Origin of the sequence: Microbacterium sp., assembly GCF_044340635.1 — a bacterium.
GTDB lineage: Bacteria > Actinomycetota > Actinomycetes > Actinomycetales > Microbacteriaceae > Microbacterium.
Genome location: NZ_JBIITF010000006.1, coordinates 146,293 through 172,102 on the forward strand (window position 1 = coordinate 146,293; position 25,810 = coordinate 172,102).

Below are 25,810 nucleotides of genomic sequence, written 5' to 3' on the forward strand. Positions count from 1 at the left end.
GGGGCGGCGGTTGCCGACCCGATCAGTGCTCTTCCGCTACCGCGAGCTGGATATAGACCGCGGTGAGGATGGTGAAAACGTAGGCCTGGAGGAACGCCACCAGGATTTCGAAGAGGGTGAAGGCGAAGCCGAACGCGAGCGTTCCGACGCCGAGGAGCGACCAGAAGCCGCCGAGCGAGAAGATGAAGAACTGCGTCGCCGCGAAGAAGAGCACCAGCATGAGGTGGCCGACGATCATGTTCATCAGCAGTCGGAGCGTCAGCGTGACCGGCCGGATGATGAACGTCGACAGGAACTCGAGCGGGATGATGATGATGTAGAGCGGCCACGGAACGCCCGACGGCATCAGCGAGTTCTTGAAGAAGTTGCCCGGGCTCTTGCGGATACCCGCGTAGATGAACGTCACATACGCGACGATCGCGAGAAGCAAGGGCATCGCGATGACGCTCGTACCCGCGATGTTCAGCAGCGGGATGATTCCCGTGATGTTCATGAACAAGATCAGGAAGAAGAACGTCGTCAGGATCGGCAGGAACCGGTTGCCGTCCTTGCGGCCCAGGAGGTCGTGGGCGATGTTGACGCGGACGAAGTCCAGGCCCATCTCGACGACGCTCTGGAAGCGACCGGGGACGACCTTCATGCGGCGCGTGCCGATGAGGAAGACGACGATCAGCACGACGGACGCGAGGATCTGAATCAGGTTGATGCGCGTCAGCGCGAACCAGGTTCCCTCGAAAAGGACGGCGTCGGGGAAGAACTCCCAGATCGATGGCGGATGGAATCCACCATCGTCAGTGCTTGCGGTGGCGATCAAAGTCGCGGCTTGAGTCAACTGCGCTGGCTCCAGCTTCGGGGGCATCGGAGGGTACCGATGCGACGGGAATGGTGAGAGTCAACCGCGGCGGTGCACGTCACTGTGTATCGGTAAGACTGCGGAAAAGACTGCCGAAAAAATGTCTAACGACGGTGTCTGTTACGACTGTGTCTGTCACGAACCTCAGTTCGATGCACGGCCCAGGGGAACGTTCCAACCCTATCAAGGATCTGGGCAGGTCACGAATCCGCGGGCGGCTTCGTGATGCTCCGTGAGGTTTCAGGAGAGCTGTCATCCCCCGGCCCGGTGACAGCGCCCGGCGCTGTCATCTCATCGGGCATCGTGACATCGCTCACGTAGGGCAGGCGCATCCGGAGCATCACGATCACGTCCACGGCCAGGGAAGCCACGATTCCCGCGATCAATCCCACGAAGAAGACCGGCGGAACGATCCACTCCTGCCCCCGCAGCACGAGGAGGACGACGATGAAGATGACGAACTTGAGCAGCCAGCCGCCCAACACGATTCCGAAGAAGATGGGGACGAACAGCGGGTCGCCGAACCATCGGTTGGCGATCAGGATGCTGACGGCCGTGATGCCGAGGAACACCGCCGCGGTGAGCACGCCCGCGAGGGCGCTCCACGAGCCATCCGCTCCGGCGACGAAGTAGCCGATGACCGCCCCAAGGACGGCCAGAGCGGCCGTGAGCAAACCGCCCCAGCGCAGAGTCATGGCGAGGATCGGGGTGCTGGCGACGACGCGGCCCGAGGACGGGTTGGACGGCAGGGACGGGTCGGTCATGGCAGTTCCTCCACGGGGGTCAGGATCTCGTCGGGGGCGCGGGAGCCCGCCTCGCGACGGGGACGGCGCGACGGCATGAATGTCAGGACCAGGCACGCGGCGGCGCCGATGACGGCGAAGACGACCCCGATCCAGTAGGACAGTTGGTTGCGTTCGGCGATGAACATCAAAAGGACGGCGAAGCTGATGACCGCCGTCCAGGCGTAGAAGATCAGGACGGCATCGCGGTCGCTGTGCCCCATGTCGAGCATGCGATGGTGCAGGTGCTTGCGGTCGGGCGAGAAGGGGCTCTTGCCCGCGCGCAGACGACGGAGCACCGCCATCCCGAAATCGAGCAGGGGCAGCAGAACGACGACGACCGGCAGCACGATCGGAATGAAGGCACCGAGCAGCTGTGAGCGGCCGATGTCCTCGGGATCGAGGGCCCCGGGCGGGATGGCGCCCGTGATCGCGATCGCGGACGTCGCCATCAGCAGGCCGAGCAGCAGAGCACCCGAGTCGCCCATGAAGAGCTTCGCCGGACTCCAGTTGAGGGGCAGGAAGCCGAGGCAAGCGCCCACGAGCACGGCGGCGATGAACGTCGCGAGCGAGAAGTTGTTCGTCGCGAACTCGCGAAGCAACAGATAGGAGTAGACGAAGAACACACCGTTCGCGATCAGGCACACGCCTGCGACGAGGCCATCCAGCCCGTCGATGAAGTTGACCGCATTCATCACGATGACGATCGAGAAAACGGTCAGGGTGAAACTGACCCAGCTCGAACCGACCGTCAGCCCGCCGATGGGCAGCGAATAGATCTGCAGTCCTCCGACGCCCGCGATCAAGCCGGCCGCGAGAAACTGGGCGCCGAGCTTGATGAGCCAGTCGAGGTCCCACAGGTCGTCGACCACGCCGACGATGACGATCAGCAGCATCGCGCCGAGGATCCCGTAGATCTGCTGCGGAACGAACCAGAACGGATTGAAGAAGTCGTTGGCGCGCGACACGACGAAGGCGGCGACGATGCCGAAGAACATCGCGACTCCACCGAGCCGTGGGGTCGGGGTCTTGTGGACGTCGCGCTCCCGGATGCCGGGATACAGCTTGAAGCGCATGCTGAGCTGCCATACGGCCCACGTCAGGACGAACGTCAGGGACGCCGTGAAGAGGATCGTGAAGATGTACTGCTTCACGCGGCGGTGCCCGATTCAGATGCGTCGGCTTCGAGGGAGTCGCCCAGCAGCTCGCGCAACCGTTCGGTCGAGACGGCGCCCGCGCGAAGGACCCGCACCCGAGCGTCCTTCTCGCGGCGGGCCAGGGCCGTCGCATCGATGATCGTCGAGGCCACGCCCGTGCTCGAGGGTCCATCGTCGAGATAGACCTTGACGCTCGAGCGCAGCATCCGCTCGGCTTCGAGGACGGAAGTCGCGGCCGGACGGCCGGTGAGGTTGGCGCTCGAAACCGCGAGCGGCCCGGCGTCCTGGATGAGGTCGAGCGTCACCCGGTTGTCGGGCATCCGCACGGCGACCGTGCCGTTCGTCTCGCCCAGGTCCCACGCGAGCGAGGGCTGGCTGGGCAGCACGATGGTCAGCCCTCCCGGCCAGAACTCACCGATGAGTCTTTCGATCGGCTCGGGCACCTCGCTGACGAGTGCGGCGAGCATCGGCGCGCCCGAGACGAGGACGGGCGGAGGGGACTGGCGACCGCGCCCCTTGGCAGCGAGCAGGTTCGCGACGGCGGCCGGGCTGAAAGCATCAGCCGCCACCCCGTAGACCGTGTCGGTCGGCAGCACTACCAGTTCACCGCGCGCGATCGAACGTCGTGCGTGCCGCAGGCCCGCGAGGAGCTGCGCCTCGTCGCGGCAGTCGAAGATGTCGGACATGTCCCGCCAAGTCTACGGCGGGCGCGAGAGTGCCCGTTATCGCGGGCGAGAGTGCCCGTTACCGTCGTCGAAGTGCAGCAGAACGGGCACCCTCGCGGGGGCGGGGGCGGGGGCGGGGGCGGGGCGGGGGCGGGGCAGGGGTCAGGGACGGAGGGCGGTCGTCGCGCGGTCGCGCATCGTCAGATCCGGATGCGTCGCTGCCGCGCGCCATCCGTCTGCCGTCAGAATGTCGCGCACCGCAGCGCCTTGCCACTCGCCGTGCTCGATCACGACCGTGCCGCCGGGGTGCACGAGCCGGAGGGCGGCTCGGCTCACACGGCGCACGACGTCCAAGCCGTCGGGGCCGCCGTAGAGCGCCGCCTCGGGGTCGTGGAAGCGCACCTCGGGGTCGCGCGGGATCGCGTCGTTGGGCACGTACGGGGGGTTCGAGACGACGACATCGACGGTGCCATCGAGCTCGGGCAGGGCCGTGTCGAGATCGCCGCGGACGATGCGGGCGTTGGTCGCACCCACGAACTCGGCGTTGCCCTTCGCCCAGATGAAGGCATCCGGAGACTTCTCGACGCCGTAGACCGTCGCATGCGGCACCTCGGTGGCCAGCGCCAGGGCGAGCGCACCGCTTCCCGTGCCGAGATCGACGGCGATCGGCGACGGCGTTGCAGCAGCCCCCAGCGAATCGATCGCGAACTGCGCGACGATCTCGGTCTCGGGTCGAGGCACGAAAACACCGGGGCCGACCTGCAACACCAGGCGACGAAACGGGGCGAGCCCGGTGAGGTGCTGGAGCGGTACCCGCGCGGCGCGGCGCTCGACGAGAGCATCGAACGCCGAGGCATCCTCCCCCTCGATCGAATCACCGCGAATGCTGGCAGCCTGCACTCCCCCGCGACTCGTACCGAGCACGTGTGCGGCGAGCAGCTCGACGTCGACGCCGGGATCGGCGATGCCCGCCCCCGCGAGTCGCTGCGCGGCCTCGCGCAGCGAGGTCGCGAGCGCGCGCGGAGAAGAGGGATGTTCGGAGGGAGGCATGAGCGCCCCCACATTACCGGGGCACCCGACCGGGCATTACCGGGGCACCCGACCGGGCATTACCGGAGCACCCGCCCGGGCATTACCGGGGGCCATCCCCTCGGGCCGCGGATCCGCGGATTCGTCACAATCACGCCGACCCGGACGGGCCTCGCCTAGGCTCGTTGAAGCGCGTCGAGGACGACGCCGAGCTCCGAGACATCCCGCGAACCCAGTGACATCCCGAAAGGCACGCCCATGGCCGGCATCCACCCAGACATCACGTCCGCATTCGGAAACACCCCTCTCGTCCGGTTGAACCGGGTCACGGAGGGGCTCGGCGGCGTCGTGCTGGCGAAGCTCGAGTTCTACAACCCGGTCTCGAGCGTCAAGGACCGCCTGGGCATCGCGATCGTCGACACCGCGGAGGCATCCGGCGAGCTGAAGCCCGGCGGGACCATCGTGGAGTCCACGAGCGGCAACACCGGCATCGCCCTCGCCATGGTGGGCGCTGCCCGTGGCTACAAGGTGATCCTCACGATGCCCGCCTCGATGTCGAAGGAACGCCGCACGCTCCTCAAGGCCTTCGGCGCCGAGCTCGTCCTCACCGACCCGACGAAGGGGATGTCCGAGGCCGTCGCCATCGCCAAGCAGATCGTCGCCGACACGCCGGGCGCGATCTGGGCCCGCCAGTTCGAGAACGAGGCGAACCCCGCTATCCACCGCAAGACGACCGCCGAAGAGATCCTGCGCGACACGGACGGCGACATCGGATACTTCGTCGCCGGCATCGGCACAGGCGGGACGATCACGGGCGTCGGCCAGGTGCTCAAGGAGCGCGTACCGGGAGTACAGATCGTGGCCGTCGAGCCCGCCGACTCCCCCATCCTCACCAAGGGGCACCCCGGACCCCACAAGATCCAGGGCATCGGCCCCAACTTCGTGCCCGAGATCCTCGACCGCGACGTCATCGACGAGGTCATCGACGTGTCGTTCGACGACACCCTCGAGGTCGCCCGCAAGGTCGCGACGGACGAAGGCATCCTCGTCGGGATGTCGAGCGGTGCCGCCATCTGGGCCGCCCTGCAGATCGCAGCCCGCCCCGAGGCCGCCGGCAAGAACATCGTCGTCATCGTCCCGTCCGCGGGCGAGCGCTACCTCTCCACCGCTCTGTACGAGCACCTGCGCGAGGAGTGACGTGGGCCTTCGTTCCGCCTGGCTGACGATCCGAGAGGATGTCGCGGCCGCTCGTCTGCGGGACCCCGCCGCGCGCGGCGACCTCGAGATCGCGCTGCTGTACCCGGGCCTGCACGCCATCTGGGCCTACCGCATCCATCACCGCCTGTGGCTGCGGGGTGCCAAGTTCCTGGCTCGCGCGATCTCGCAAGTGACGCGCTGGCTGACCGGGATCGAAATTCACCCGGGAGCACGACTCGGTCGCCGCTTCTTCATCGACCATGGCATGGGCGTCGTGATCGGCGAGACCGTCGAAACCGGCGATGACGTCATGCTGTATCACGGCGTCACGCTGGGTGGACGGCAGCGCGAGGGCGGCAAGCGGCACCCGACGCTCGGCGACCGCGTTGTCGTCGGCGCGGGGGCGAAGATCCTCGGGCCCGTCGTCATAAGCGACGACTCCGCGGTCGGCGCCAATGCCGTGGTCACCCGCGATGCTCCGGCAGATTCGGTGCTCGTCGGAATCCCGGCGAAAGCGCGTGCGCGCCGTCCGGGCGAGGACACCCGGGCGCTGCTCACGGCACCCGAGTACTCGATCTGACGGCCCGGGGCGCGAACACGACGATCCCATGACCCGCGCGATGCACCCGCGCGACACACGCGCGGTGATATACCAGTTGGCGGATGGTCGGATAGCGTGAAGCGGTGACTTCGCCGACTTCCGCCGCTGCCCCACCGCCAACCGCTTCCCCCGCGCTCGCCATGCAGTTGAACGGCCTGATCAAGCGCTTCGGCGACAAGACGGCCGTGGACAACCTCGACCTCGCCGTGCCCGAGGGTTCGTTCTACGGTCTCGTCGGTCCGAACGGGGCCGGCAAGACCACCACTCTGTCGATGGCCACAGGACTGCTGCGTCCCGACGCCGGTCGCGCGTTCATCCACGGCGTCGATGTCTGGACCGAGCCTGTCCGCGCGAAGGCCATGATCGGCAACCTGGCCGACGGCGTGCGCCTGTTCGACCGCCTCACCGGCGAACAGCTGGTGACGTACACGGGCATGATGTTCGGGCTCACGCACGCGGATGTCGCGGCGCGCACCGCGGACCTCCTCCGCATCATGGACCTGACCGCGGCCGCCGGCACACCCGTCGTCGACTACTCCGCCGGTATGACCAAGAAGATCGCCCTGGCCTGCGCGCTCGTCCACGCCCCCCGCATCCTCGTCCTCGACGAACCGTTCGAGTCCGTCGATCCGGTTTCGGCCGCGAACATCGAGGACATCCTGCGCGACTACACGAAGGGCGGCGGCACGGTCATCGTGTCGAGCCACTCGATGGATCTCGTGCAACGCATGTGCGACCACGTCGCCGTTATTGCAGCGGGTCGCGTGCTCGCCGCCGGCACGGTCGCCGAAGTGCGCGGCGACGCGACGCTGCAAGACCGATTCGTCGAGCTCGTCGGCGGCCGTCACCACACGGAAGGACCCGAGTGGTTGCGACTCTCCTGAGGATCCGGTTCCGCGTCCTCGGCAATACGCTCTCCCGCCAGCCCTGGCAGCTGGTCGGATTCATCTTCGGCGCCCTGTGGGCCGTCGGCGCCGTCGCGCTGATCGCCATCGGACTGTTCTTCGTCGGCACCCTCGGCCTCGAGGTGACACGGCTCGTCCTCATCGCCGGCGGCAGCCTGCTGACTCTGGGATGGGTGCTCGCGCCCGTCTTCGCCGCCGGGATCGACACGACGCTCGACCCGTCGCGTCTCGCGACGTTCCCGCTGACGACGACCCGCATGATGGTCGCACTGACCGCGGCGGGAGCCACCGGAATCCCCGGTCTCGCGACGATTCTCGGTGGCCTCGCGAGTCTTGTCGCGTGGTGGCGCTGGCCGATCGCGCTCGCTGCGGCGGTCATCTGCGTTCCGCTCGGCATCCTGATCTGCGTCGTCGTCTCACGGACTTTCGCCTCGATCGCGGCAGGAATGACGGGAGGCCGGCGCATCCGCGAAATCGTCTGGATGCTCGCGTTCATCGTGCTCATCCTCGCGGGTCCGATCATCGCCGGCATCGGTTCACTCCTGAGCGCCGCGAGCGGCCCCTCCAACGACATGACCGCTCTGTCTGGTGTGCTCGAGGCCGTGTCCTGGACACCCCTGGCAGCCGCATGGTCGGCCCCCGCCGATCTTGCGTCCGGGGCGCCTCTCATCGCCGGCGCGAAACTGCTGATCGCCCTGGCGACCGTCGCGCTGCTGTGGTTCATCTGGCACCGGAGCCTCTCGGCATCCCTCGTCGCACCCCCCGCTCGGGGCGGCCGCAAGGTCGCCGCGGGGAAGATCGGATGGTTCGGGCGCTTGCCCACCGGCGGCACCGGGGCGAGTTGGGCACGATCCCTGACGTACTGGATCCACGATCCCCGCTATCTCCGTCAGCTGATCACCGTTCCGCTTGTGCCCGTGCTCGTGGTGTTCTGGGCTCGGGGCGATGCGACGAACACGTTCATCGCGTTCAGCGCCACGTTCGTCGCCTTCGTCCTCGGCATCGTGCCGTATGCAGACGTGTCGTATGACGGCACGGCGTTCGGGACGATCGTTGCGACGGGCGTTCGCGGTCGTCAGGACCGTCTCGGCCGGATGCTCGCGGCCGCGACCGTCGGGCTTCCGCTGGTAATCCTCACGGCGGTGATCACGATCGCCATCACGGGCGATTGGCACCTGGCGCCCGCGATCATCGGGTCGGCGATCGGCATGCTGCTCACGGCATACGGCGTGTGTGCGGTGAGTTCGGCCTACCTGCTCGTGCCCGTGCCCGCGGCGGGCGACAATCCGTTCAAGCGCGTCCCCGGAGCGACGTTCTCAATCTTCCTGGGTTTCCTCGCCGTGTGGGTTCTCGCCGCGGTGCTCGCCGCCCCCGAGATCATCCTGGCGATCATGGCCGCGGTGACGGGTGATGTGCTGTTCAGTTGGCTCGCGCTGGTCGTCGGCGTTGTGCTCGGTGTCGTGTTCTTCGTGCTCGGCGTGGGGATCGGCGGTCGGATCTTCGATCGGACCGCGCCGAGCCTGCTGCAGCGCGTGCGAGCGACCACCGGCAGCTGACGTCCCGCTCCCCCGCCGCAGGTTTCGCGACCGCGAACGGACGCGACTCGCCGTGTGAGAGAAGTCCCCACGGCATGTCGCGTCCGTTCGTGATGGGAACCTGATGTCCCGACTGACGCGTCAGGGGCGGGACTCGCGAGCCTCGACGACTTTCTTCTTGAGGAAGATCATGGGAAGGAACATCGTCGCGAGCGCCGTGATCAGCCACACGATGACGGGGCCCAGTACCCAGGCGACAGCATCCGTGATTCGAAGGCCCCCGATCGGCAGGAGGACGACGACCAACAGAGCCACGAACGTCGACACGATGCCGATGCCGCCGAGCAGCGCGGGGGCATAGCGCCGGGCCATTTTGGCGATCCAGGGTGCCGCACGCTTTGCAGGATCGCGAAGATCAGGATGCAGAGCACGAAGCCCCACCACTCGTTCCACTGGATCTGGAACCCGGGCAGCACCCAGTCGGCGACGAGCAGGCCGAGGGCGGCGGACAGAACGAAGATGAGGCTGCGGATGATGAAAGCGATCACGGGGTGACCCTATCGCGTCAGTCGCATCCGCCCCGGCTGCACCGCTCGAAGCGGGGCCCGGTTCTTCAGCGCAGCCCCAGCGCGATGCGCCGGTCGTGCAGAGCGTGGTCACGCAGGTGCAGCATCACAGCGATCGCCATGACCACGAGCCCGCCGATCTCGAGGCTCTCCTCGAAGCAGGCAAGCGCCCACACCATCGGGTCGTTCTCGTTACGCGTCAGGGCCTCGACTTCGGCGCCGGCGCTCGCGCTGACGACCTCGATCCCGATCGCACCGCCGACATAGAGCACGGCGGCGACGATGATCAGGCGCCGCGTGGAGGTCGGCAGACTCCAGACGAATCGCGCTGCGAACGGCGCGGCGATCACGAGGGCGAGGCCGACGGGGATGACCCAGGCGTACCACAGCGGTCCCCCGGTGATGCCGAGCGCATTCCGCGTCACGTACATCAGGCTCTCGTGCAGAGCCGCTCCCTCATCGAGCGAGAGATAGGCGAAGACGGCGGAGAGCGTCCACCACCACCCGCGGCCCTTCGTCGTGGCGAGCGCCGCGGCTCCGAGCAGGAGAGCGATGCCCACGAGGAGCATCATGGTGAACCATGTCGGGATGCTGACCTCGGCGTCCATATCAAATGCACCCACGAGCCGGCCGTCGTAGGTGAGGACGTCGAGCGCGGCCAGAGTGTGCACGGCCAGGTGAGCGCTGGCGAGCCCGGCGGCGATCAGGACGAGAGCGATCGCGATGCTCCGCACGGGCAGCGTCAGGACAACGTCGCGCGATCGATCGAAGCCGCCCACGTCCATGGCAGAGGTCTCGGTAATTCGGCTCATGACGCCCCCAGTGCGGTCGAAAGGCGACGTGCCCCAAACAAACGGGGGTCGTTCACCCCCGCGTCACCTTCAAGACACCCTAGCTTCACCGCGTGTTCATCCGCCACTCCGCCTCCCCGCGCGGAAGCATCGGCCGACGGTGAAAGGGGTCAGGCGCCGATGGCGGCCAGGCGTTCTTCCTCGTCCGCCGCGATGCACGAGTCGATGACGGGACCCAGGGCACCGTCCATCACCTGATCGAGGTTGTAGGCCTTGTAGCCCGTCCGGTGGTCCGCGATGCGGTTCTCGGGGAAGTTGTAGGTGCGGATGCGCTCGGAGCGATCCATCCCGCGGATCTGCGACTTGCGGGCATCGGATGCCGCCGCCGCGATCTCTTCCTGCTGCCGCGCGAGGATCCGGGCCCGCAAGACGCGCATGCCGGCTTCACGGTTCTGCAACTGCGACTTCTCGTTCTGCATCGACACCACGATTCCCGTGGGCAGGTGGGTGATGCGAACCGCGGAGTCGGTTGTGTTGACCGACTGCCCGCCGGGACCCGACGAGCGGAACACGTCGATCTTGAGGTCGTTCTGGTTGATCTCGACCTCGTCGGGCTCATCGACCTCGGGGAAGACCAGCACCCCGGTCGTCGAGGTGTGGATGCGTCCCTGCGACTCGGTGGCCGGCACCCGCTGCACGCGGTGGACGCCGCCCTCGTACTTCAGGTGCGCCCACACTCCCTGGGCGGGATCGGCCGACGAGCCCTTGATCGCCACCTGAACGTCCTTGTAGCCGCCGAGGTCGGACTCGGTGCGTTCAAGAAGCTCGGTCTTCCATCCCTGGGACGCCGCGTACTGGATGTACATGCGCAGCAGGTCGGCCGCGAAGAGCGCGCTCTCGGCGCCGCCCTCGCCGCCCTTGATCTCCATGATCACGTCGCGCGCATCGTCGGGGTCGCGCGGGATCAGCAGGCGGCGGAGCCGCTCCTGCGTCGCGTCGACCCGTTCTTCGAGCCCAGGCACCTCTTCGGCGAACGCCGCATCCTCACGCGCGAGTTCACGCGCGGCGGCGAGGTCGTCGGATGCAGCGGTCCACGCGTCGTACGCGGCCACGATCCGGCTGAGCTCGGCGTAGCGTCGATTGACGCGTTTGGCGCGCCCTGCATCGGCGTGCACAGCGGGGTCGGAGAGTTCCTCCTGCACCCGCCGGTGCTCGTCGATGAGTCCGCGAACGGAGTCGAAAATCCCGGGTTCGGCCACGGCGGACCCGATCAGCGGATGTTGTTGTCGTGCCCGTGGCTGCTGCCGTGCGCGCCCGCGGTCGGCGCCGGGATCGACTTCTGCATCTGCACGAGGAACTCCACGTTCGAGCTCGTCTCCTTGAGCTTGCCGAGGACGACCTCGAGGGCCTGCTGCGGGTCGAGACCCGCGAGCGCACGGCGCAGCTTCCACGTGATCTTGACCTCGTCGGCCGAGAGCAGCATCTCCTCACGGCGCGTGGAGGATGCGTTCACGTCGACGGCCGGGAAGATCCGCTTGTCGGCGAGCTGACGCGAGAGGCGCAGCTCGCTGTTGCCCGTTCCCTTGAACTCTTCGAAGATGACCTCGTCCATTTTGGACCCGGTCTCCACGAGCGCGGTCGCGAGGATCGTGAGCGATCCGCCGTTCTCGATGTTGCGCGCGGCGCCGAAGAAGCGCTTGGGCGGGTACAGAGCCGAAGCATCCACACCACCGCTCAGCACGCGACCCGAGGTCGGCGCCGAGATGTTGTAGGCACGGCCGAGACGCGTGATCGAGTCGAGCAGCACGACGACGTCGTGACCGAGCTCGACGAGACGCTTGGCGCGCTCGATGGCGAGTTCGGCGACCGTCGTGTGGTCTTCCGCGGGGCGGTCGAACGTCGAGGCGATGACCTCGCCGCGAACCGTCCGCTGCATGTCGGTGACCTCTTCGGGACGCTCGTCGACGAGCACGACCATGAGGTGGACCTCGGGGTTGTTCGTCGCGATCGCGTTGGCGATCTGCTGGAGCACGATCGTCTTGCCCGCCTTGGGGGGCGCGACGATCAGGCCGCGCTGGCCCTTGCCGATGGGGGCGACGAGGTCGATGATCCGCTGCGTCAGCTTCTCCGGCGCCGTCTCGAGACGCAGGCGATCCTGCGGGTAGAGCGGCGTGAGCTTGCCGAACTCGACACGGGTCGCGGCGTCGTCGACCGACAGGCCGTTGATCGCGTCGACCTTCACGAGGGCGTTGTACTTCTGACGTCCCTGGTGCTCGCCCTCGCGCGGCTGCTTGATCGCGCCGACGACGGCGTCACCCTTGCGCAGGTTGTACTTCTTGACCTGGCCGAGCGAGACGTAGACGTCGCTCGGGCCGGGCAGGTAGCCGGACGTGCGGACGAACGCGTAGTTGTCGAGGACGTCGAGGATGCCGGCGATCGGGATGAGGACGTCGTCATCGCCGATCTCGGTCTCGAACTCATCCATCGGCGCGCCGGGCGAGCGCTTGGTGCGACCGCGACCGCGGCCGCGGCCACCCTGGGTGTTGTCGTCGTCGTCTACGGGGCCGTTGTTCTGGGCCTGGGCGCTCTGACCACGCTGCGGGTTCTGGCCGCGCTGGTTCTGGCCACCCTGGGCGTTGTTCTGGCCACCCTGGTTCTGGCCACCCTGGGCGTTGTTCTGGCCACCCTGGTTCTGGTTACCCTGAGCGTTGTTCTGAGCGCCTGCGTTCTGGTTGGCCTGGTCGCCCTTGGCCTGACGGCCCTGGTTCTGTTGGCCACCCTGGTCGGCCGCAGAGGCAGCGCCGTCCTGGCCATCCTGTGCGTCACGGCCACCGCGGCTGCGGTTGCGGTTGCGGTTGCGGCTGCGACGACTGCCCGTCTGCTCGCCCTCACCGTCGTTCTGGGCGTTGCCGTCGTTCTGGGCGTTGCCATCGTTCTGGGCGTTGCCGTCGTTCTGGGCGTTGCCGTCGTTCTGGGCGTTGCCATCGTTCTGGGCGTTGCCATCGTTCCGCGCACCGGAGGTGCTCTGCGCGCTCTCGGCGGAGGAATCGGATGCCTCGTCAGCGTCGTTTTTCCGGGGCGCGGAGTCGCCTTCCGCGGACGGCGCAACGGCCGGGGCGTCCGCAGACGGCGCTGCGGCGGTCTCCGTAGTCGCGTCGGCGGTGGATGCCGAAGCATCCGACAGCGCAGCGGACGTGAGCGCGGCCGTGACCTGCGCCTCGACGTCGGCGTCGAGCGCCGACTGCGGGGTCTTCAGCGTGTGACCCAGCTCAGCGGCGACGGCGATGACGCGCTTGGCGTCGACACCGAAGTCCGCGGCGAGCTCACGGACGCGGCGGCGGCGCTTGGAGGCGCGGGCCGGCTTCGAGGCGGGCGCCTCGTCCGGGAGGGATGCGTCAGCCTCGACAGAACCCTGTTCGGGCGCCGAGTCGGCGGGCGCTACATCCTGAGGAGCGGCGTCCTGAGGAGCGGCGTCCTGAGGAGCGGCGTCCTGAGGAGCGGCGTCCTGAGACGCGCCATCCTGGGGTGCTGCGTCCTGAGACGCTGCCTCGGTGGTCTGTGCGCCCTCGGGCGCGTTGTCACCGGTCTGCTCACCCTGAATGGGGGTGGCGCCGGTCTGGATCTCGGAGATTGACTCCACGAGTACTCCCTTGCACGTGTGAATGAACACGACTGCATGCGATGTCGCCGCGGCGGACACCCGCCCACGCCGAAAGGATGAAGAAGGATTCGGGGGGCATGCAGTGCTTCGCAGATTGCGATCGGAGGCCAGATTCACGCAGCCGAAAACGGCTGTGTGGCACCCTCCGTGTGTTCCCTCACTGTAGCACCTTTGAAGTCGACGGCCAGCATGAGGGCCTCCCACGCGGTGTCAGAGACCCGCTCCACGACGTCGGCCGCCTCGAGGCGTCGTCCGGGGCCATCGGCGAGGACGAGGATGCTCGGACCCGCCCCCGAGACGACCGCCGCGAACCCGGCGAGGCGCAGGGCCCGCACGATCCGCAGCGTCTCGGGCATCGCCTCGGCACGGTACTCCTGGTGCAGACGATCCTCGGTCGCGGCGAGCAGCAGCTCGGGGCTCTGGGTCAGCGCGGCGATCAGCAGGGCCGACCGGGAGACGTTGAAGACCGCATCCTCGCGCGGCACGTTCAGCGGCTGCAGACTGCGGGCGAGCGAGGTCGACATCGTGAAGCCCGGGACGAACACCAGCGGCGCGACACCGCGGTGCACGAGCAGCTTCTTGTGCTGCGGACCATCGGGGGTGATCCACGCGATCGTCAGGCCGCCGAAGAGTGCGGGCGCGACGTTGTCGGGGTGGCCTTCGAGCTCGGTGGCAAGACGCAGCAGATCGTCATCAGAAACGTCGACCCGTCCTTCGAGGAGCGTCCGGGCGATGACGAGCCCCGAGACGACGGCGGCACCGGATGACCCCATGCCGCGCCCGTGCGGGATCGTATTGTGCGCCTCGAACCGCAGGCCCGGCATCTCCTGCCCGAACGCGTCGAACGCGTACTGAATAGAGCGGACCACAAGGTTCGAGGCATCCCGCGCGACGTCCTCCGCGCCCTCCCCCTCGACGAACACCTCGAGGCCCGGCTCGGGCAGTTCGGTGACCACGATCTCGTCGTAAACGCTCAGCGCCAGCCCGAGGGTGTCGAATCCGGGACCGAGGTTCGCGCTCGTGGCGGGAACACGCACCACGAAGCTGCGCGGGGCTTGCTCGGTAGCCCGAGGGGCTGTGTTCACGCGGATGCCTCGCTCACGCGACGGGCTCGGCGACGAGGTCGAGAACGGACGCGACCTCGGATGTTGCGGCGTCGACCACGATCGGCTCGACCTGCGAGCCGTCCTCGCGCCGGAGGGCCCACTGCGGGTCCTTGAGCCCGTGACCGGTGACCGTGAGCACGACGCGCGCGCCCTTCGGGATCACGCCGGCGTCGACGCGGTCGAGAAGCCCCGCGACGCTGATGGCCGAGGCGGGCTCGACGAAGATGCCGACCTCGCCCGAGAGCAGCTTCTGGGCCGCGAGGATGCGGTCGTCGTCGATCGCGCCGAACCATCCGTCGGTCGCATCGCGAGCCTCGAGCGCCAGCTCCCACGAGGCGGGGTTGCCGATGCGGATCGCGCTGGCGATCGTCTCGGGCTGACGGACGATCTCGCCGCGGACCAGCGGTGCACTGCCCGCGGCCTGGAAGCCGAACATGCGGGGCAGGCGGGTCGAAACACCGCGCTCGACCTCTTCGCGGTAACCACGCGAGTAGGCGGTGTAGTTGCCCGCATTGCCCACCGGGATGAGGTGGAAGTCGGGGGCGTCGCCGAGCTGCTCGACGACCTCGTACGCGGCCGTCTTCTGCCCCTCGATGCGGTCGGGGTTGACCGAGTTGACCAGGTGCACCGGGTAGTTGTCGGCGAGCTCGCGCGCGATCTCGAGGCAGTCGTCGAAGTTGCCGCGGATCTGGATGAGCTTGCCGTTGTGCGCGACGGCCTGGCTGAGCTTGCCCATGGCGATCTTGCCCTCGGGAACGAGCACGGCCGCGGTGATGCCGGCGTGCGCGGCGTAGGCCGCGGCCGAGGCCGAGGTGTTTCCGGTCGACGCGCAGATGACGGCTTTGGCGCCGTGCTCGACAGCGCGCGACAGGGCGACGGTCATGCCGCGGTCTTTGAAGGACCCGGTCGGGTTCATGCCCTCGAACTTGACCCAGACATCCGTTCCCGTCATGCGCGAGAGCGCCGGTGCGGGAAGGAGCGGCGTGCCGCCCTCACCCAGCGTGACGACGGTCGAAGCGTCGGTGACGCCGAGTCGATCGGCGTATTCGCGGAGGACTCCGCGCCAGAGGTGTGCCATGTCAGTCTCCTTCTACCCGCAGAACCGACACGACCCGCTCGACGACGCCGCTCGCGGCGAGTCGGGCGACGGTGTCGCTGAGATCCTGCTCGAGTGCTTTGTGTGTGCCGATCACGATGCGTGCGATGCCGGGTCCGCCGTCCGGGTCCGCGACGACCGTCTGCTCGACGGTCGCGATGGATACCCGTCCCTCGCTGAGGATCCCCGCGACGGTGGCGAGCACGCCCGTCTCGTCGCTGACCTCGAGCGTGATCTGGTAGCGCGTCGTGACGCGGCCGATCGGCAGGATGGGCAGGTTCGCGCGGGTGGACTCGCCCACTCCGACGCCGCCGGCGATGTGGTGGCGCGCGGCGGAGACGACGTCTCCGAGCACGGCCGAGGCCGTCTGCACTCCCCCGGCTCCGGCGCCGTAGAACATGAGGCTTCCGGCGGCTTCCGCCTCGACGAACACCGCGTTGTTCGCGCCGTGGACGCTCGCGAGCGGGTGCGTGCGGGGCACGAGTGCCGGGTAGACGCGCACCGAGATCGCATCGCCGGTTCCAGTGCCGGGACCGGTGCCCGAGGCATCCTCGATCCGTTCGCAGACCGCGAGGAGCTTGACGACGTAGCCGGCGTGACGCGCGGACTCGATCAGCGAGGCATCGACCGACGTGATGCCCTCGCGGTGCACGGTGTCGAGCGGAACGCTCGTGTGGAACGCCAGGCTCGCGAGGATCGCGGCCTTCTGTGCGGCGTCGTAGCCCTCGACATCCGCCGTCGGGTCGGCCTCCGCGTAACCCAGGCGCTGGGCGTCGGCGAGCACCTCGGCGAAGTCGGCGCCCTCGGTGTCCATGCGGTCGAGGATGTAGTTCGTGGTGCCGTTGACAATGCCCATGATGCGACGCACGCGGTCGCCCGCGAGGGAGTCGCGGAGGGGACGGATGATCGGGATCGCACCGGCCGCAGCGGCCTCGTAATAGACGGATGCTCCGACCTGGTCGGCCGCGTCGTAGATCTCCGCGCCGTGGGTCGCGAGCAGCGCCTTGTTGGCCGTGACGACGTCGGCACCGGACGAGAGGGCGTGCAGGATCGACGTGCGGGCGGGCTCGAGACCGCCCATCAGCTCGATCACGATGTCGGAACCGACGATCAGCGAGTCCGCGTCCGTCGTGAACAGCTCGCGCGGCAGGTCGACGTCGCGCGGGGCGTCGACGTCGCGAACGGCGATGCCGGCGAGCTCCAGTCGGGCGCCCGCCCGGTCGGCCAGTTCGTCGCCGTGGCGGAGCAGCAGCCCTGCGACCTGCGAGCCCACGGCTCCGGCGCCGAGCAGCGCGACGCGCAGGGTGCGGTAGTCGGTCATTCGTTTCCTCTCAGACCCGAAACGCCGGCGTCGCGGGCGAGCAGGTCGTCGATCGTCTCGCCGCGCACGATCACGCGCGACGCTCCGTCCCGGACGGCCACGATCGGCGGCCTCGGGACGTGGTTGTAGTTGCTCGCGAGGGCGTAGCAGTAGGCGCCCGTCGCGGGGACGGCGAGCAGATCGCCGGGTGCGACATCCGCGGGCAGGTACTCGGCGTCCACGACGATGTCGCCCGACTCGCAGTGCTTGCCGACAACGCGCACGAGCGCGGGTTCGGCCGTGCTGGTGCGGTCGGCGATGCGGGCCGAGAACTGCGCGTCGTACAGGGCTGGGCGCGGGTTGTCGCTCATGCCGCCGTCGACGCTCACGTAGCGACGCGTGGCCGATGCCGTGGAGCCGGCGGGATCGGATGCCTCGACCGAGACATCCTTCGTCGTCCCGACCTCGTACAGCGTGACGCCCGCGGTACCCACGATGCTCCGCCCGGGCTCGAACGCGAGGAACGGGACCGGAACCCCGAGGGTGTTCGCCTCGCTCGCGACGACCGACACGATGCCCTCGGCGAGTTCGCCGATCGGGGTCGGCTCGTCCGCGGAGGTATAGGCGATGCCGAATCCGCCGCCGAGGTTGAGGACGGGGAGCGGTCCTCCGGGCAGATCCGCGAGCACACCGAGCAGACGTGCGGCGGAGGCGCGGAAGCCGTCGGAGCCGAAGATCTGCGAGCCGATGTGGCAGTGCAGGCCGACGAGATTGAGGCCGGGCGTCGCGCGCACGCGGGCGACGAGCTCGGGGGCGAGTTCGAGGCCGAAGCCGAACTTCTGGTCCTCGTGCGACGTGGCGAGGAAGTGGTGGGTTTCGGCGTGGACGCCCGTGTTGACCCGCAGCAGTACGTCCTGCGGGGCACTCTCACGTCCGCTGCGCGCGACGATCGCGGCGAGGCGGTCGAGCTCCCACACGCTGTCGATCACGATCGATCCGATGCCGACCTCGACCGCGCGCTCGAGCTCGGAGACCGACTTGTTGTTGCCGTGGAAGCCGAGGTGATCGGCGGGCACACCGGCCGCGAGCGCCACCTCGAGTTCGCCGCGCGTGCAGACGTCGACGCGCAGGCCCTCTTCGCTCACCCAGCGGGCGACCTCGGTGGAGAGGAACGCCTTGCCGGCGTAGTACACGCGGGCCTGCGTGCCGTGGCGGGCCGCCGCATCCTGGAAAGCCTCGCGCGTGCGGCGTGCCCGAGCGCGCACCTCGCCCTCGTCGAGCACGAGGACCGGCGTGCCGTACTGCGCCGCGAGGTCGCGGACGGCGACGCCTCCGAGTTCGAGCTGACCGTCGTCGCGCCGGTGCGCGGCCGCGGGCCACACGTGCGGGGCCAGCGCGTTCGCGTCGGCGGGCGGAACGAGCCATCCGGGGGCGAGCGGCGAGGCGACGGACACGAGCAGACCAATCGGGTGGATACGGCAGGGGATCAGCCGCGGGAAGCAGCGGGTGCCCGGGCGGAGTCTCTCACGCAGGGCGACGCTTGCAGTCTAGCCGTCAGCGCGCGCCGGTCCGTTTTCGCCGCCGTCCGCGACGACGTGCCGAGCGGGCACGGCATCCGGACCGCCGGGCGAAGCGAGCCGGTCCCGCCACAGACGCCGGGTCGACTCGTCGACGAACGCCGCGGCGACGCTGTCCTCCGCCATCCGACGCATCAGCTCATCGTCGAAGCCGAGGTCCTCGCGGAGCACCACGGCCTCTCTCGAGAGCAGCGAACCCGTCTGGCGCGGATTGTCGTCGCCCAGCACGACACGGACACCCGCACGCGCGAACCGGGCCGCCGGGTGATCGATGAGCGAGTCCACCGCCCCCGTGTACAGGTTCGACGTCGGGCAGACCTCGATGGCGATACCCCGCTCGACGAACCAGTCCATGAGCCCGGGTTCGCGAGCGATCCGTGCGCCGTGCCCGATGCGCGTCGCGCCGAGCAGTTCGACGGCTTCGACCGCCGCCCGTCCGGGCGCCGCCTCCGCGGCGTGACACGTCAGCCCGAGCCCGGCACTCCCGGCGATCGCGAAGGCGTCGACATACCGTTCCAGCTCGGGAAACCTCTTCTCGTCGCCCGCCAGGTCGAAGCCCACGACGCCGCGGCCCGCGGCCCGCGCGGCCGCCCGTGCCACCGCCTCATTCGCCTCGGTCGGGTCGCTGCGCAGCGCCGCGACCACGACGCCCGCGGGCATCCGTGTCGCCGCGGCGCCATCCGCCACCCCCCGGCAGACGGCCGCGATCACCGCATCCAGGTCTCCGCCGGAGACGTGCGAGGCCGGTCCGAAACGCAACTCGAGGTAGTCCTCGCCGTCCGCGGCGGCGTCCTCCACGGCCTCACGGGCGATGCGTTCGAGGTACTCCAGGCGGGAGAAGAGCGGGAAGGACGACACGACCTTGACGAGATACTCGGTGAGATCCGCAGGCCGCTCGAGCTGCAGCGCCTGCGCCCAGTCGCGGTCGGCATCCGGCAGGCCCAGCTCTCGGGCGACCTGGGCGGCCGTCTCAGGCCGCACCCGTCCCTCGAGGTGCGAGTGCAGGTTGATGAGCAGGGTCCCACCCGTCCGAGGCACGAAGGGGCGAGCGGCATCGATTGCAGCGGTCATCAGCCGCACACGCCGGAATCCTGGAGGGTGGGGTCCACCAGGATGCCGCTCGCGATGTCGAACTGCGCGACGACCCGCTCATCGACGACGGCGACGTCGGTCAGGGTGAGCCCGGCGGGAAGGGATGAGGCGATGCACACCTGCCACGTCTGCAGAACAACGTCGGCGAGCGCGCCGAACTGATCGCGCAGACCCTGGGCGTCCGCGGTCGCACCCGCCACCGACAGCGACGCGGGGGTCAGGGCGAGCGCGCCGGCTTGGGCCGAGGGTGTGAGACCCACACCGACCGGGATCGCAACGCCGAACAGATTGAGGTCGATCGAGATCGCGACCTCGGACCCCGTGAGAGCGAGCGACTCCTCGGGGAATCCCTCGACACCCGCGAGCAGTGTGCGCACCTGCTCCTGGTCGAGCGAAACCGTCGCTTCGGCCGAATCGAGCGGGCCGTCTGCGGTGAGCGGTACGCCGCGCGCCGTGACGTCCACATCACCCGTGAAACCCTGGAGTGAGACATCCTGTGCTGAGATTCGGACCTCGTCGAACCGACCCGCGATGAGCTGCGGGATGACGAGGCCTTCGATCTGCACCTCGGCCTGGTCGGCCGGCACGCCGAGCTCGCTCGCCAGGGCCCCGCGCACACCGCGCTCGACCAGATCACGCGCGAGCCACTCCCCCGCGAACGCGGCCCCGCCGAACAGCACGATCACAACGACGAGCGAGACGATCCAGGGCCACAGGCGCCGCTTCCGCCGGGGCGGGGGCGCATCGTCCCAGTAGAGGGTCGGCACGTCCGGCGGCGGCGTGGTCATCGCTACATCCGTTCGGGCGCCGAGACGCCGAGCAGGTCGAGGCCGTTCCGCAAGACCTGTCCGGTCGCGTCGTTCAGCCAGAGGCGGGTGCGGTGGACGGGTTCGATCGGGGCGTCGCCGAGCGGGATGACCCGGCAGTTGTCGTACCAGCGGTGGTAGAGCCCCGCGAGCTCTTCGAGGTAACGGGCGACGCGATGCGGCTCGCGCACCTCGGCCGCGAACCCGACGATGCGCGGGAACTCCTGGAGCGCCCCGAGCAGAGCCGACTCGGTCTCGTGCGTCAGCAGCTCGGGGGCGAACTCGCTGCGATCGACGCCCGAGTCCAGGGCGTTCCGGGCGACGTTGTGCGTGCGCGCGTGGGCGTACTGCACGTAGAAGACGGGGTTGTCGTTCGTGCGCTTCCGCAGGATCTCGGGATCGAGCGTCAGGGGTGAGTCGGCCGGGTATCGCGCGAGCGAGTAGCGCAACGCATCCGTCCCGATCCAGTCGCGCAGATCGTCGAGCTCGATGATGTTGCCGGCGCGCTTGCTGAGGCGCGCGCCGTTGATCGACACCAGCTGGCCGATCAGCACCTCGATGTCCTTCTCGGGGTCGTCCCCCGCGGCCCCGGCGAGGGCCTTCAGGCGATGGACATAACCGTGGTGGTCGGCGCCGAGCAGGTAGATCTTGTGCGCGTAACCGCGGTCGCCCTTGTTGAGGTAGTACGCGGCGTCGGCGGCGAAGTAGGTGTACTCGCCATCGGACTTGCGGATGACCCGGTCTTTGTCGTCGCCGAAGTCGGTCGTCCGCACCCACACCGCACCGTCCGCGTCGAACACGTGACCCTGCGCCCGCAGGCGATCGACGGCCTCGTCGACCAGGCTGGGTCCGCCATCCGCCGGCTTGGCGTGCAGGGTCCGCTCACTGAACCACACGTCGAAGTGCACGTTGAACTTGACGAGCGAGTTCTGCATGTCGCCGAGCTGAAGGGCATAGGCGCGCTCGCGGGTGACGGCGAGCTGCTCTTCGGCCGGTAGGTCGAGCAGCGCAGGCTCTTCCGACAGCACCCGTTTCGCGAGGTCCTCGATGTAGGAGCCGGGGTAACCGTCCTCCGGCGTGGGCTCACCCTTGGCCGCGGCGAGGACGGACCGGCCGAACCGGTCCATCTGCACGCCCGCGTCGTTGATGTAGAACTCGCGCACGATCGTCGCGCCACTCGCCGCGAGCACACGGCCCATGGCATCGCCGAGCGCCGCCCAGCGGGTGTGCCCGATGTGCATCGGCCCCGTGGGGTTGGCGCTGACGAACTCGAGGTTGATCGTGTTGCCGCGCTGCGACTCGTTCGTGCCGTACGCCGCGCCGGCCTCGACGATCGTGCGGGCGAGGGAACCTGCCGTGGCGGCGTCGAGGGTGATGTTGATGAAACCCGGGCCCGCGACATCCACGCTCTCGACGCCCTCTGCCTGCGCGAGGGCTTCGGCGATCTCGCCTGCGAGCTCGCGCGGGTTCGCCCCGACGAGCTTCGCGAGCTTGAGCGCGGCGTTCGAGGCCCAGTCGCCGTGGTCGCGGTTCTTCGGACGCTCCACCGGCAGGTCAGCCGCGGTGAGTCCGTCGGTCGATCCGGGGCGCCGCGCCTCGGCGAGCGGGCGGACGACGGCGAGCAGGGCGGCGGAGAGATCCTCGGGGTTCATAGCTGGCCCAGTCTAGTTCGGCGCCCGCGTGGGCTCCGGTCGCGCTCGCCGTCGCGCGAACGGTCGCTGAGCCTGTCGAAGCGACCAGCGGAGTCCCTTCGACAAGCTCAGGGACCGGGGTCGCAGCCCAAGGAGCGCAACACGCGTCAGCCGAGCTGGACCAGCTCCAGATAGTCGTCGGGGACGGATGCCTCGGCGAAGGGGTCGGCGGTCGGATCATCCGCGTCCGCCGGGCCCGCGACATCCGGCACCATCCACGCGTCGACGTGCAACCGATCGAGCCCGACCTGCGCGCCGTGGAAGCTGAGGAACGCGCAGTCCGCGGCGTCCCGCCCGGTCGCGATGCGCACGAGCGAGCGGCGATCGGCGAGGCGCGTGGCGTCGATGACGTACCAGGCCCCGTCGAGGTACGCCTCGGCGACGGCGTGGAAGTCCATCGGGTCGAGCCCCGGCGCGTAACACGCGGCGTATCGAGCCGGTATATCCATCGCCCGCAGCAGCGCGATGACGACGTGCGCGTAGTCGCGGCAGACGCCCTGTCCCGTCATGAGGGTGGTGACCGCACTGTCTGTGCCGAGGCTGAGGCCCGGCGTGTACGTGACCGACTGCTCGACGAAGCGCGTGACGGCGGCGACCAGCTCAGCGCCCGCGAGCCCTGCGAACTGGTGGCGCGCCTGCGAGAAGACCTCGTCGGACTGGCAGTAGCGGCTCGGGCGCAGGTAGATGATGCTGTCGAGCTCGCTCGTGCGGGCCGGACCCGTCTGGCCCTCGACGACCGCCTCGTACCGGACACGCAGAGGTCCCGGCTCACCCGTCAGGCGGTGCAGACGGGTGCCGTCCTGGTCGATGATCTCGGTCGGGGTGTACACCCGATCGTCGCGTGTGAATGTCAGAATCTCGCTCGCGAGGGGCACCTGACGAGCGGTCGTCAGCGAGAAGATCAGGTCGGCGGGGCCGGCCAGATCGAGGTCGAGTTCTGCGGTGACGATGCGCTGCACCGAGACATCCTCGCATGCGCGTGTGACGACCTTGCACGTGGCCAAAACGGTGCTCGTCCGACAGCAGACGACGGTCGTGGCATCCGCACGCGATTCCGTGAATTACCCTCTATCCATGCCCGAAGCCTCCCGCCGTCCGCGCGTGCGCGTCGGCGTGGTCTGGGCGATGGCCGCGGCGGTCGTCGCGGCCGCCGTGATCGGCGCGTGGCAGCCGTGGCAGCGCCCCACGCCGGCCTCCGATGTCGCGGGCGGCGCGGGTCTCCAGAACGCGGGGACGGATGCCTCGGCACCGGCCGCCTTGACGATTCCGCCCGATGCGACGGTTCTCGTCTTCGGCGACTCGTGGACGTACGGTTCCGCGGCGAGCGACCCGACTCTCGGCTACGCGTATGAGCTCGGGCGCCTGACCGGCTGGACGACCATCGTCGACGGCGTGCGCGGCAGTGGGTACCTGAAGCCGGGCATCGACGGACCACATTTCGGCGAGCGCATCACCTCTCTCGATCCCGCGTTGGACCCCGACCTGATCATCGTGCAGGGGTCGATCAACGATCGACTGCTCGTCGCCAAGAACGATTACGCCGGGGCCGTGAACTCCGCGTGGGACGCGCTCTCCGCAACGTATCCGGATGCCTCGATCGTCGTGCTGGGGCCAGCTCCTCAGGTGCTTCCGGTCGAAAGCGGCACGGCCCTCATCGACTCGGAGCTCTCGCGCCTGGCCGCCGAACGCGGCTGGTGGTACATCTCCCCCATCCACGACACATGGATCGTCGCGTCGAACTACTTCGACATCATCGACACGGGCGTCGGCAGGAACCATCCGTCCACCGGCGGTCACGCGTATCTCGCGCAGCGGTTGGCACAGGCGCTCGCCGAACGGATGGCTGTCGTCGAGGCCGTCGCCGAGACCCCAGCGCCCACCGAGGGCTGACCCGGCTTTCGGCACCCTTCGCCTGCACCGGGAGGCGCTCCGCCGAGTGATAACCTCGATCGGTACGCCTCCGTAGCTCAGGGGATAGAGCGTTGGTTTCCGGTACCAAAGGTCGCTGGTTCGATTCCAGTCGGGGGCACAGGAAAGAAGTCCCGGGTTTCAACCCGGGACTTCTTCGTTTGTCGGGCCGCGTGCGACCGCGGCAGGACCGCGCGCACGACGTCGCGATCGGTGGTCGTGCACCGACGCGATGGAGCGACCGTGCTTCGGATCGCTGGGATGAATATGTGCGAGTGGTGCCGCTGAGGCGCGCATCCGCAGCCCGTTCCGCCCGACGAGGGCGCTCCGGATTCACCCGAGGTCCGAGCCCAAGGAACTCGGCTTGACGCTCAGGTTCTCGTCGAGCTGAACCCATCCCTCGGGAGCCATACCCGCGGGGGCCAGAGTGGCGTGTGCCACGCCCTCCACCGCTACTGTCATGCCCCCGCACCCCGTCGACCAATTGGTGCGCGCATCCAGCGGCCACATCACGATGCAGACGCTTCCGGGTCGGTCGCTCTGCACGAGCCAGAAGCCCACGTCTTCGTACTCGCCGACATAGCGCGCCGTCTCGACCAACACCTCCTCCGTCGCGTAGTCGGGCAGCGCCGGAAGCACGTCCTCGGGCGTGGCGGGCCGCTCGAACGCCACAATGCCCTCGATGGATGAGGGCTCGACCCCCGGCGATGTCGCGCTCGGAATCGAAGTCGCGGGCGCCGGCGCGACGGGCACCACGCTCCCCCGCCCGAGCACGCCTGACGCGAACCCCGCACCCACCGCGATCCCCGCGACGACGACCACGGCCGACGCACTCACCGCGATTTGCGCACGGCGCCGACGGATGCTGTCGGCCCGCGCCGCTCCGGCGAGCACCAGCCCACGCATCTCGGTCTTCTCATTGGGGTGCAATACAGTGCGGTTATCCATGTCAGCTCTCCCACATCGGGATGATGTCGTCCCGCAGCCGGGTTTTCGCCCGCGCGAGACGCGACTTCACCGTGCCGACCGGTATTCCCAGTGCGGCAGCGGTGTCCTTCTCCGGATACCCCTCGAGGATCGTCAGTACGACCACCTCGCGCTCTCGCGTCGGCAGCCCCTGCAGCGCGCCCAGCAGTCCGGATTCGTCGGTGATGACCGGTGCTGGGACATCCTCCGCTCGTGGCGTCCGGGCGAGCAGGTTCCGATACCGGCGCGCCGATCGCTCGAGGTTGCGCGCCACGTTGCTCACCGTGTTGAGGAGCCACGGCAGCGGCGACCCGTCGACGAGATGTACGGCGTGGCGCTTGCGCCACAGCTCTGAGAACGCGATCACCACGGCATCCTTAGCGTCCTCCCGGACGCTCAGGAATCGCGAGGCATGACGGAACAGGCGATCACCGTGGCGGTCGAACAGGCGGGCCACCGCGGCCTCGTCGCCCGCGCGGACATGCGCCCAGTCATCCCGGTCTTCGTCGCTCATACCCGGTTATGT

24 protein-coding genes and 1 tRNA gene are annotated in these 25,810 nt (G+C 68.8%); 6 read left to right on the plus strand and 19 right to left on the minus strand.

The features are described 5' to 3' along the window. Window positions 1-22: 22 nt before the first annotated feature. The 5 genes from atpB to prmC form a co-directional block, all read right to left on the minus strand. Window positions 23-859 carry a F0F1 ATP synthase subunit A gene (gene atpB / locus ACIQ0W_RS07705; protein ID WP_396642168.1) on the minus strand — a complete coding sequence of 279 codons (837 nt, stop codon included), beginning with the start codon at window positions 857-859 and terminating at the stop codon, window positions 23-25. 194 nt (window positions 860-1,053) lie between these two features. Beyond that, on the minus strand, window positions 1,054-1,617 hold the full coding sequence (locus ACIQ0W_RS07710; protein WP_396642170.1) for a hypothetical protein: 564 nt from the start codon (window positions 1,615-1,617) through the stop codon (window positions 1,054-1,056). Further along, a complete protein-coding gene (locus ACIQ0W_RS07715) occupies window positions 1,614-2,789 on the minus strand; it encodes an MraY family glycosyltransferase (protein WP_396642171.1) in 1,176 nt (391 codons plus the stop codon). The genes ACIQ0W_RS07710 and ACIQ0W_RS07715 overlap by 4 nt, the downstream gene beginning before the upstream one ends. Beyond that, window positions 2,786-3,478 carry an L-threonylcarbamoyladenylate synthase gene (locus ACIQ0W_RS07720; protein ID WP_396642172.1) on the minus strand — a complete coding sequence of 231 codons (693 nt, stop codon included), beginning with the start codon at window positions 3,476-3,478 and terminating at the stop codon, window positions 2,786-2,788. The genes ACIQ0W_RS07715 and ACIQ0W_RS07720 overlap by 4 nt, the downstream gene beginning before the upstream one ends. A gap of 141 nt (window positions 3,479-3,619) precedes the next feature. Continuing rightward, entirely contained in the window at window positions 3,620-4,507 is an 888-nt protein-coding gene (gene prmC, locus ACIQ0W_RS07725) for a peptide chain release factor N(5)-glutamine methyltransferase (protein ID WP_396642173.1), read from the minus strand. 237 nt (window positions 4,508-4,744) lie between these two features. On the opposite strand from prmC, the gene cysK reads away from it, so the two are divergent. From cysK to ACIQ0W_RS07745, 4 genes are all read left to right on the plus strand, one after another. Continuing rightward, complete coding sequence (gene cysK / locus ACIQ0W_RS07730; RefSeq protein ID WP_396642174.1) at window positions 4,745-5,683, plus strand: cysteine synthase A; 939 nt, start codon at window positions 4,745-4,747, stop codon at window positions 5,681-5,683. A gap of 1 nt (window position 5,684) precedes the next feature. Continuing rightward, window positions 5,685-6,263, plus strand: coding sequence for a serine O-acetyltransferase EpsC (epsC, locus tag ACIQ0W_RS07735; protein ID WP_396642175.1), 579 nt, complete (start codon window positions 5,685-5,687; stop codon window positions 6,261-6,263). A 161-nt stretch (window positions 6,264-6,424) separates the two neighbouring features. Continuing rightward, entirely contained in the window at window positions 6,425-7,168 is a 744-nt protein-coding gene (locus ACIQ0W_RS07740) for an ABC transporter ATP-binding protein (protein ID WP_396642208.1), read from the plus strand. After that, the gene (locus tag ACIQ0W_RS07745; RefSeq protein ID WP_396642176.1) at window positions 7,150-8,745 is read left to right on the plus strand and encodes a hypothetical protein; all 1,596 of its coding nucleotides are present in this window, start codon (window positions 7,150-7,152) and stop codon (window positions 8,743-8,745) included. Before ACIQ0W_RS07740 ends, ACIQ0W_RS07745 begins: the two co-directional genes overlap by 19 nt. 120 nt (window positions 8,746-8,865) lie before the next feature. On the opposite strand, the gene ACIQ0W_RS07750 is transcribed toward ACIQ0W_RS07745, so the two are convergent. From ACIQ0W_RS07750 to ACIQ0W_RS07805, 12 genes are all read right to left on the minus strand, one after another. Then, complete coding sequence (locus ACIQ0W_RS07750) at window positions 8,866-9,096, minus strand: hypothetical protein (protein WP_396642177.1); 231 nt, start codon at window positions 9,094-9,096, stop codon at window positions 8,866-8,868. A 241-nt stretch (window positions 9,097-9,337) separates the two neighbouring features. Next, a complete protein-coding gene (locus ACIQ0W_RS07755) occupies window positions 9,338-10,102 on the minus strand; it encodes a hypothetical protein (RefSeq protein WP_396642178.1) in 765 nt (254 codons plus the stop codon). Between the two features lie 149 nt (window positions 10,103-10,251). After that, a complete protein-coding gene (gene prfA / locus ACIQ0W_RS07760) occupies window positions 10,252-11,325 on the minus strand; it encodes a peptide chain release factor 1 (RefSeq protein WP_396642209.1) in 1,074 nt (357 codons plus the stop codon). 26 nt (window positions 11,326-11,351) lie between these two features. Then, entirely contained in the window at window positions 11,352-13,721 is a 2,370-nt protein-coding gene (gene rho, locus ACIQ0W_RS07765) for a transcription termination factor Rho (RefSeq protein ID WP_396642179.1), read from the minus strand. Window positions 13,722-13,855: 134 nt separating this feature from the next. Next, the gene (thrB, locus tag ACIQ0W_RS07770) at window positions 13,856-14,827 is read right to left on the minus strand and encodes a homoserine kinase (protein ID WP_396642180.1); all 972 of its coding nucleotides are present in this window, start codon (window positions 14,825-14,827) and stop codon (window positions 13,856-13,858) included. 13 nt (window positions 14,828-14,840) lie between these two features. Beyond that, window positions 14,841-15,926, minus strand: a complete 1,086-nt coding sequence (thrC, locus tag ACIQ0W_RS07775; RefSeq protein WP_396642181.1) for a threonine synthase — start codon at window positions 15,924-15,926, stop codon at window positions 14,841-14,843. Between the two features lies 1 nt (window position 15,927). Beyond that, window positions 15,928-17,265 carry a homoserine dehydrogenase gene (locus ACIQ0W_RS07780; RefSeq protein WP_396642182.1) on the minus strand — a complete coding sequence of 446 codons (1,338 nt, stop codon included), beginning with the start codon at window positions 17,263-17,265 and terminating at the stop codon, window positions 15,928-15,930. Beyond that, window positions 17,262-18,698, minus strand: a complete 1,437-nt coding sequence (lysA, locus tag ACIQ0W_RS07785; protein WP_396642183.1) for a diaminopimelate decarboxylase — start codon at window positions 18,696-18,698, stop codon at window positions 17,262-17,264. Before lysA ends, ACIQ0W_RS07780 begins: the two co-directional genes overlap by 4 nt. Window positions 18,699-18,791: 93 nt before the next feature. Next, on the minus strand, window positions 18,792-19,892 hold the full coding sequence (add, locus tag ACIQ0W_RS07790; RefSeq protein WP_396642184.1) for an adenosine deaminase: 1,101 nt from the start codon (window positions 19,890-19,892) through the stop codon (window positions 18,792-18,794). Beyond that, window positions 19,892-20,701, minus strand: a complete 810-nt coding sequence (locus tag ACIQ0W_RS07795) for a DUF2993 domain-containing protein (RefSeq protein ID WP_396642185.1) — start codon at window positions 20,699-20,701, stop codon at window positions 19,892-19,894. The genes add and ACIQ0W_RS07795 overlap by 1 nt, the downstream gene beginning before the upstream one ends. A gap of 2 nt (window positions 20,702-20,703) precedes the next feature. Beyond that, a complete protein-coding gene (argS, locus tag ACIQ0W_RS07800) occupies window positions 20,704-22,371 on the minus strand; it encodes an arginine--tRNA ligase (RefSeq protein WP_396642186.1) in 1,668 nt (555 codons plus the stop codon). Window positions 22,372-22,517: 146 nt separating this feature from the next. Further along, a complete protein-coding gene (locus tag ACIQ0W_RS07805; RefSeq protein WP_396642187.1) occupies window positions 22,518-23,369 on the minus strand; it encodes a transglutaminase family protein in 852 nt (283 codons plus the stop codon). A 115-nt stretch (window positions 23,370-23,484) separates the two neighbouring features. Here ACIQ0W_RS07805 and ACIQ0W_RS07810 point away from each other — a divergent pair, with 115 nt between their 5' ends. Both ACIQ0W_RS07810 and ACIQ0W_RS07815 read left to right on the plus strand, forming a co-directional pair. Continuing rightward, a complete protein-coding gene (locus tag ACIQ0W_RS07810) occupies window positions 23,485-24,300 on the plus strand; it encodes an SGNH/GDSL hydrolase family protein (protein WP_396642188.1) in 816 nt (271 codons plus the stop codon). Window positions 24,301-24,366: 66 nt separating this feature from the next. Next, window positions 24,367-24,439 (plus strand) — tRNA-Arg (locus ACIQ0W_RS07815). 212 nt (window positions 24,440-24,651) lie between these two features. On the opposite strand, the gene ACIQ0W_RS07820 is transcribed toward ACIQ0W_RS07815, so the two are convergent. Together ACIQ0W_RS07820 and ACIQ0W_RS07825 are read right to left on the minus strand one after the other, a co-directional pair. Beyond that, window positions 24,652-25,266, minus strand: coding sequence for a hypothetical protein (locus ACIQ0W_RS07820; protein ID WP_396642189.1), 615 nt, complete (start codon window positions 25,264-25,266; stop codon window positions 24,652-24,654). A gap of 1 nt (window position 25,267) precedes the next feature. Then, complete coding sequence (locus tag ACIQ0W_RS07825) at window positions 25,268-25,798, minus strand: RNA polymerase sigma factor (RefSeq protein WP_396642190.1); 531 nt, start codon at window positions 25,796-25,798, stop codon at window positions 25,268-25,270. Window positions 25,799-25,810: the final 12 nt, after the last annotated feature.

Bases quoted from the DNA above. Each gene is read 5' to 3' on its own strand.
- atpB (WP_396642168.1), bottom strand. From the start codon at position 859: ATGCCCCCGAAGCTGGAGCCAGCGCAGTTGACTCAAGCCGCGACTTTG.
- ACIQ0W_RS07710 (WP_396642170.1), bottom strand. From the start codon at position 1,617: ATGACCGACCCGTCCCTGCCGTCCAACCCGTCCTCGGGCCGCGTCGTC.
- ACIQ0W_RS07720 (WP_396642172.1), bottom strand. From the start codon at position 3,478: ATGTCCGACATCTTCGACTGCCGCGACGAGGCGCAGCTCCTCGCGGGC.
- prmC (WP_396642173.1), bottom strand. From the start codon at position 4,507: ATGCCTCCCTCCGAACATCCCTCTTCTCCGCGCGCGCTCGCGACCTCG.
- cysK (WP_396642174.1), top strand. From the start codon at position 4,745: ATGGCCGGCATCCACCCAGACATCACGTCCGCATTCGGAAACACCCCT.
- ACIQ0W_RS07740 (WP_396642208.1), top strand. From the start codon at position 6,425: ATGCAGTTGAACGGCCTGATCAAGCGCTTCGGCGACAAGACGGCCGTG.
- ACIQ0W_RS07750 (WP_396642177.1), bottom strand. From the start codon at position 9,096: ATGGCCCGGCGCTATGCCCCCGCGCTGCTCGGCGGCATCGGCATCGTG.
- ACIQ0W_RS07755 (WP_396642178.1), bottom strand. From the start codon at position 10,102: ATGAGCCGAATTACCGAGACCTCTGCCATGGACGTGGGCGGCTTCGAT.
- thrC (WP_396642181.1), bottom strand. From the start codon at position 15,926: ATGGCACACCTCTGGCGCGGAGTCCTCCGCGAATACGCCGATCGACTC.
- ACIQ0W_RS07780 (WP_396642182.1), bottom strand. From the start codon at position 17,265: ATGACCGACTACCGCACCCTGCGCGTCGCGCTGCTCGGCGCCGGAGCC.
- add (WP_396642184.1), bottom strand. From the start codon at position 19,892: ATGACCGCTGCAATCGATGCCGCTCGCCCCTTCGTGCCTCGGACGGGT.
- ACIQ0W_RS07795 (WP_396642185.1), bottom strand. From the start codon at position 20,701: ATGACCACGCCGCCGCCGGACGTGCCGACCCTCTACTGGGACGATGCG.
- argS (WP_396642186.1), bottom strand. From the start codon at position 22,371: ATGAACCCCGAGGATCTCTCCGCCGCCCTGCTCGCCGTCGTCCGCCCG.
- ACIQ0W_RS07810 (WP_396642188.1), top strand. From the start codon at position 23,485: ATGCCCGAAGCCTCCCGCCGTCCGCGCGTGCGCGTCGGCGTGGTCTGG.
- ACIQ0W_RS07820 (WP_396642189.1), bottom strand. From the start codon at position 25,266: ATGGATAACCGCACTGTATTGCACCCCAATGAGAAGACCGAGATGCGT.
- ACIQ0W_RS07825 (WP_396642190.1), bottom strand. From the start codon at position 25,798: ATGAGCGACGAAGACCGGGATGACTGGGCGCATGTCCGCGCGGGCGAC.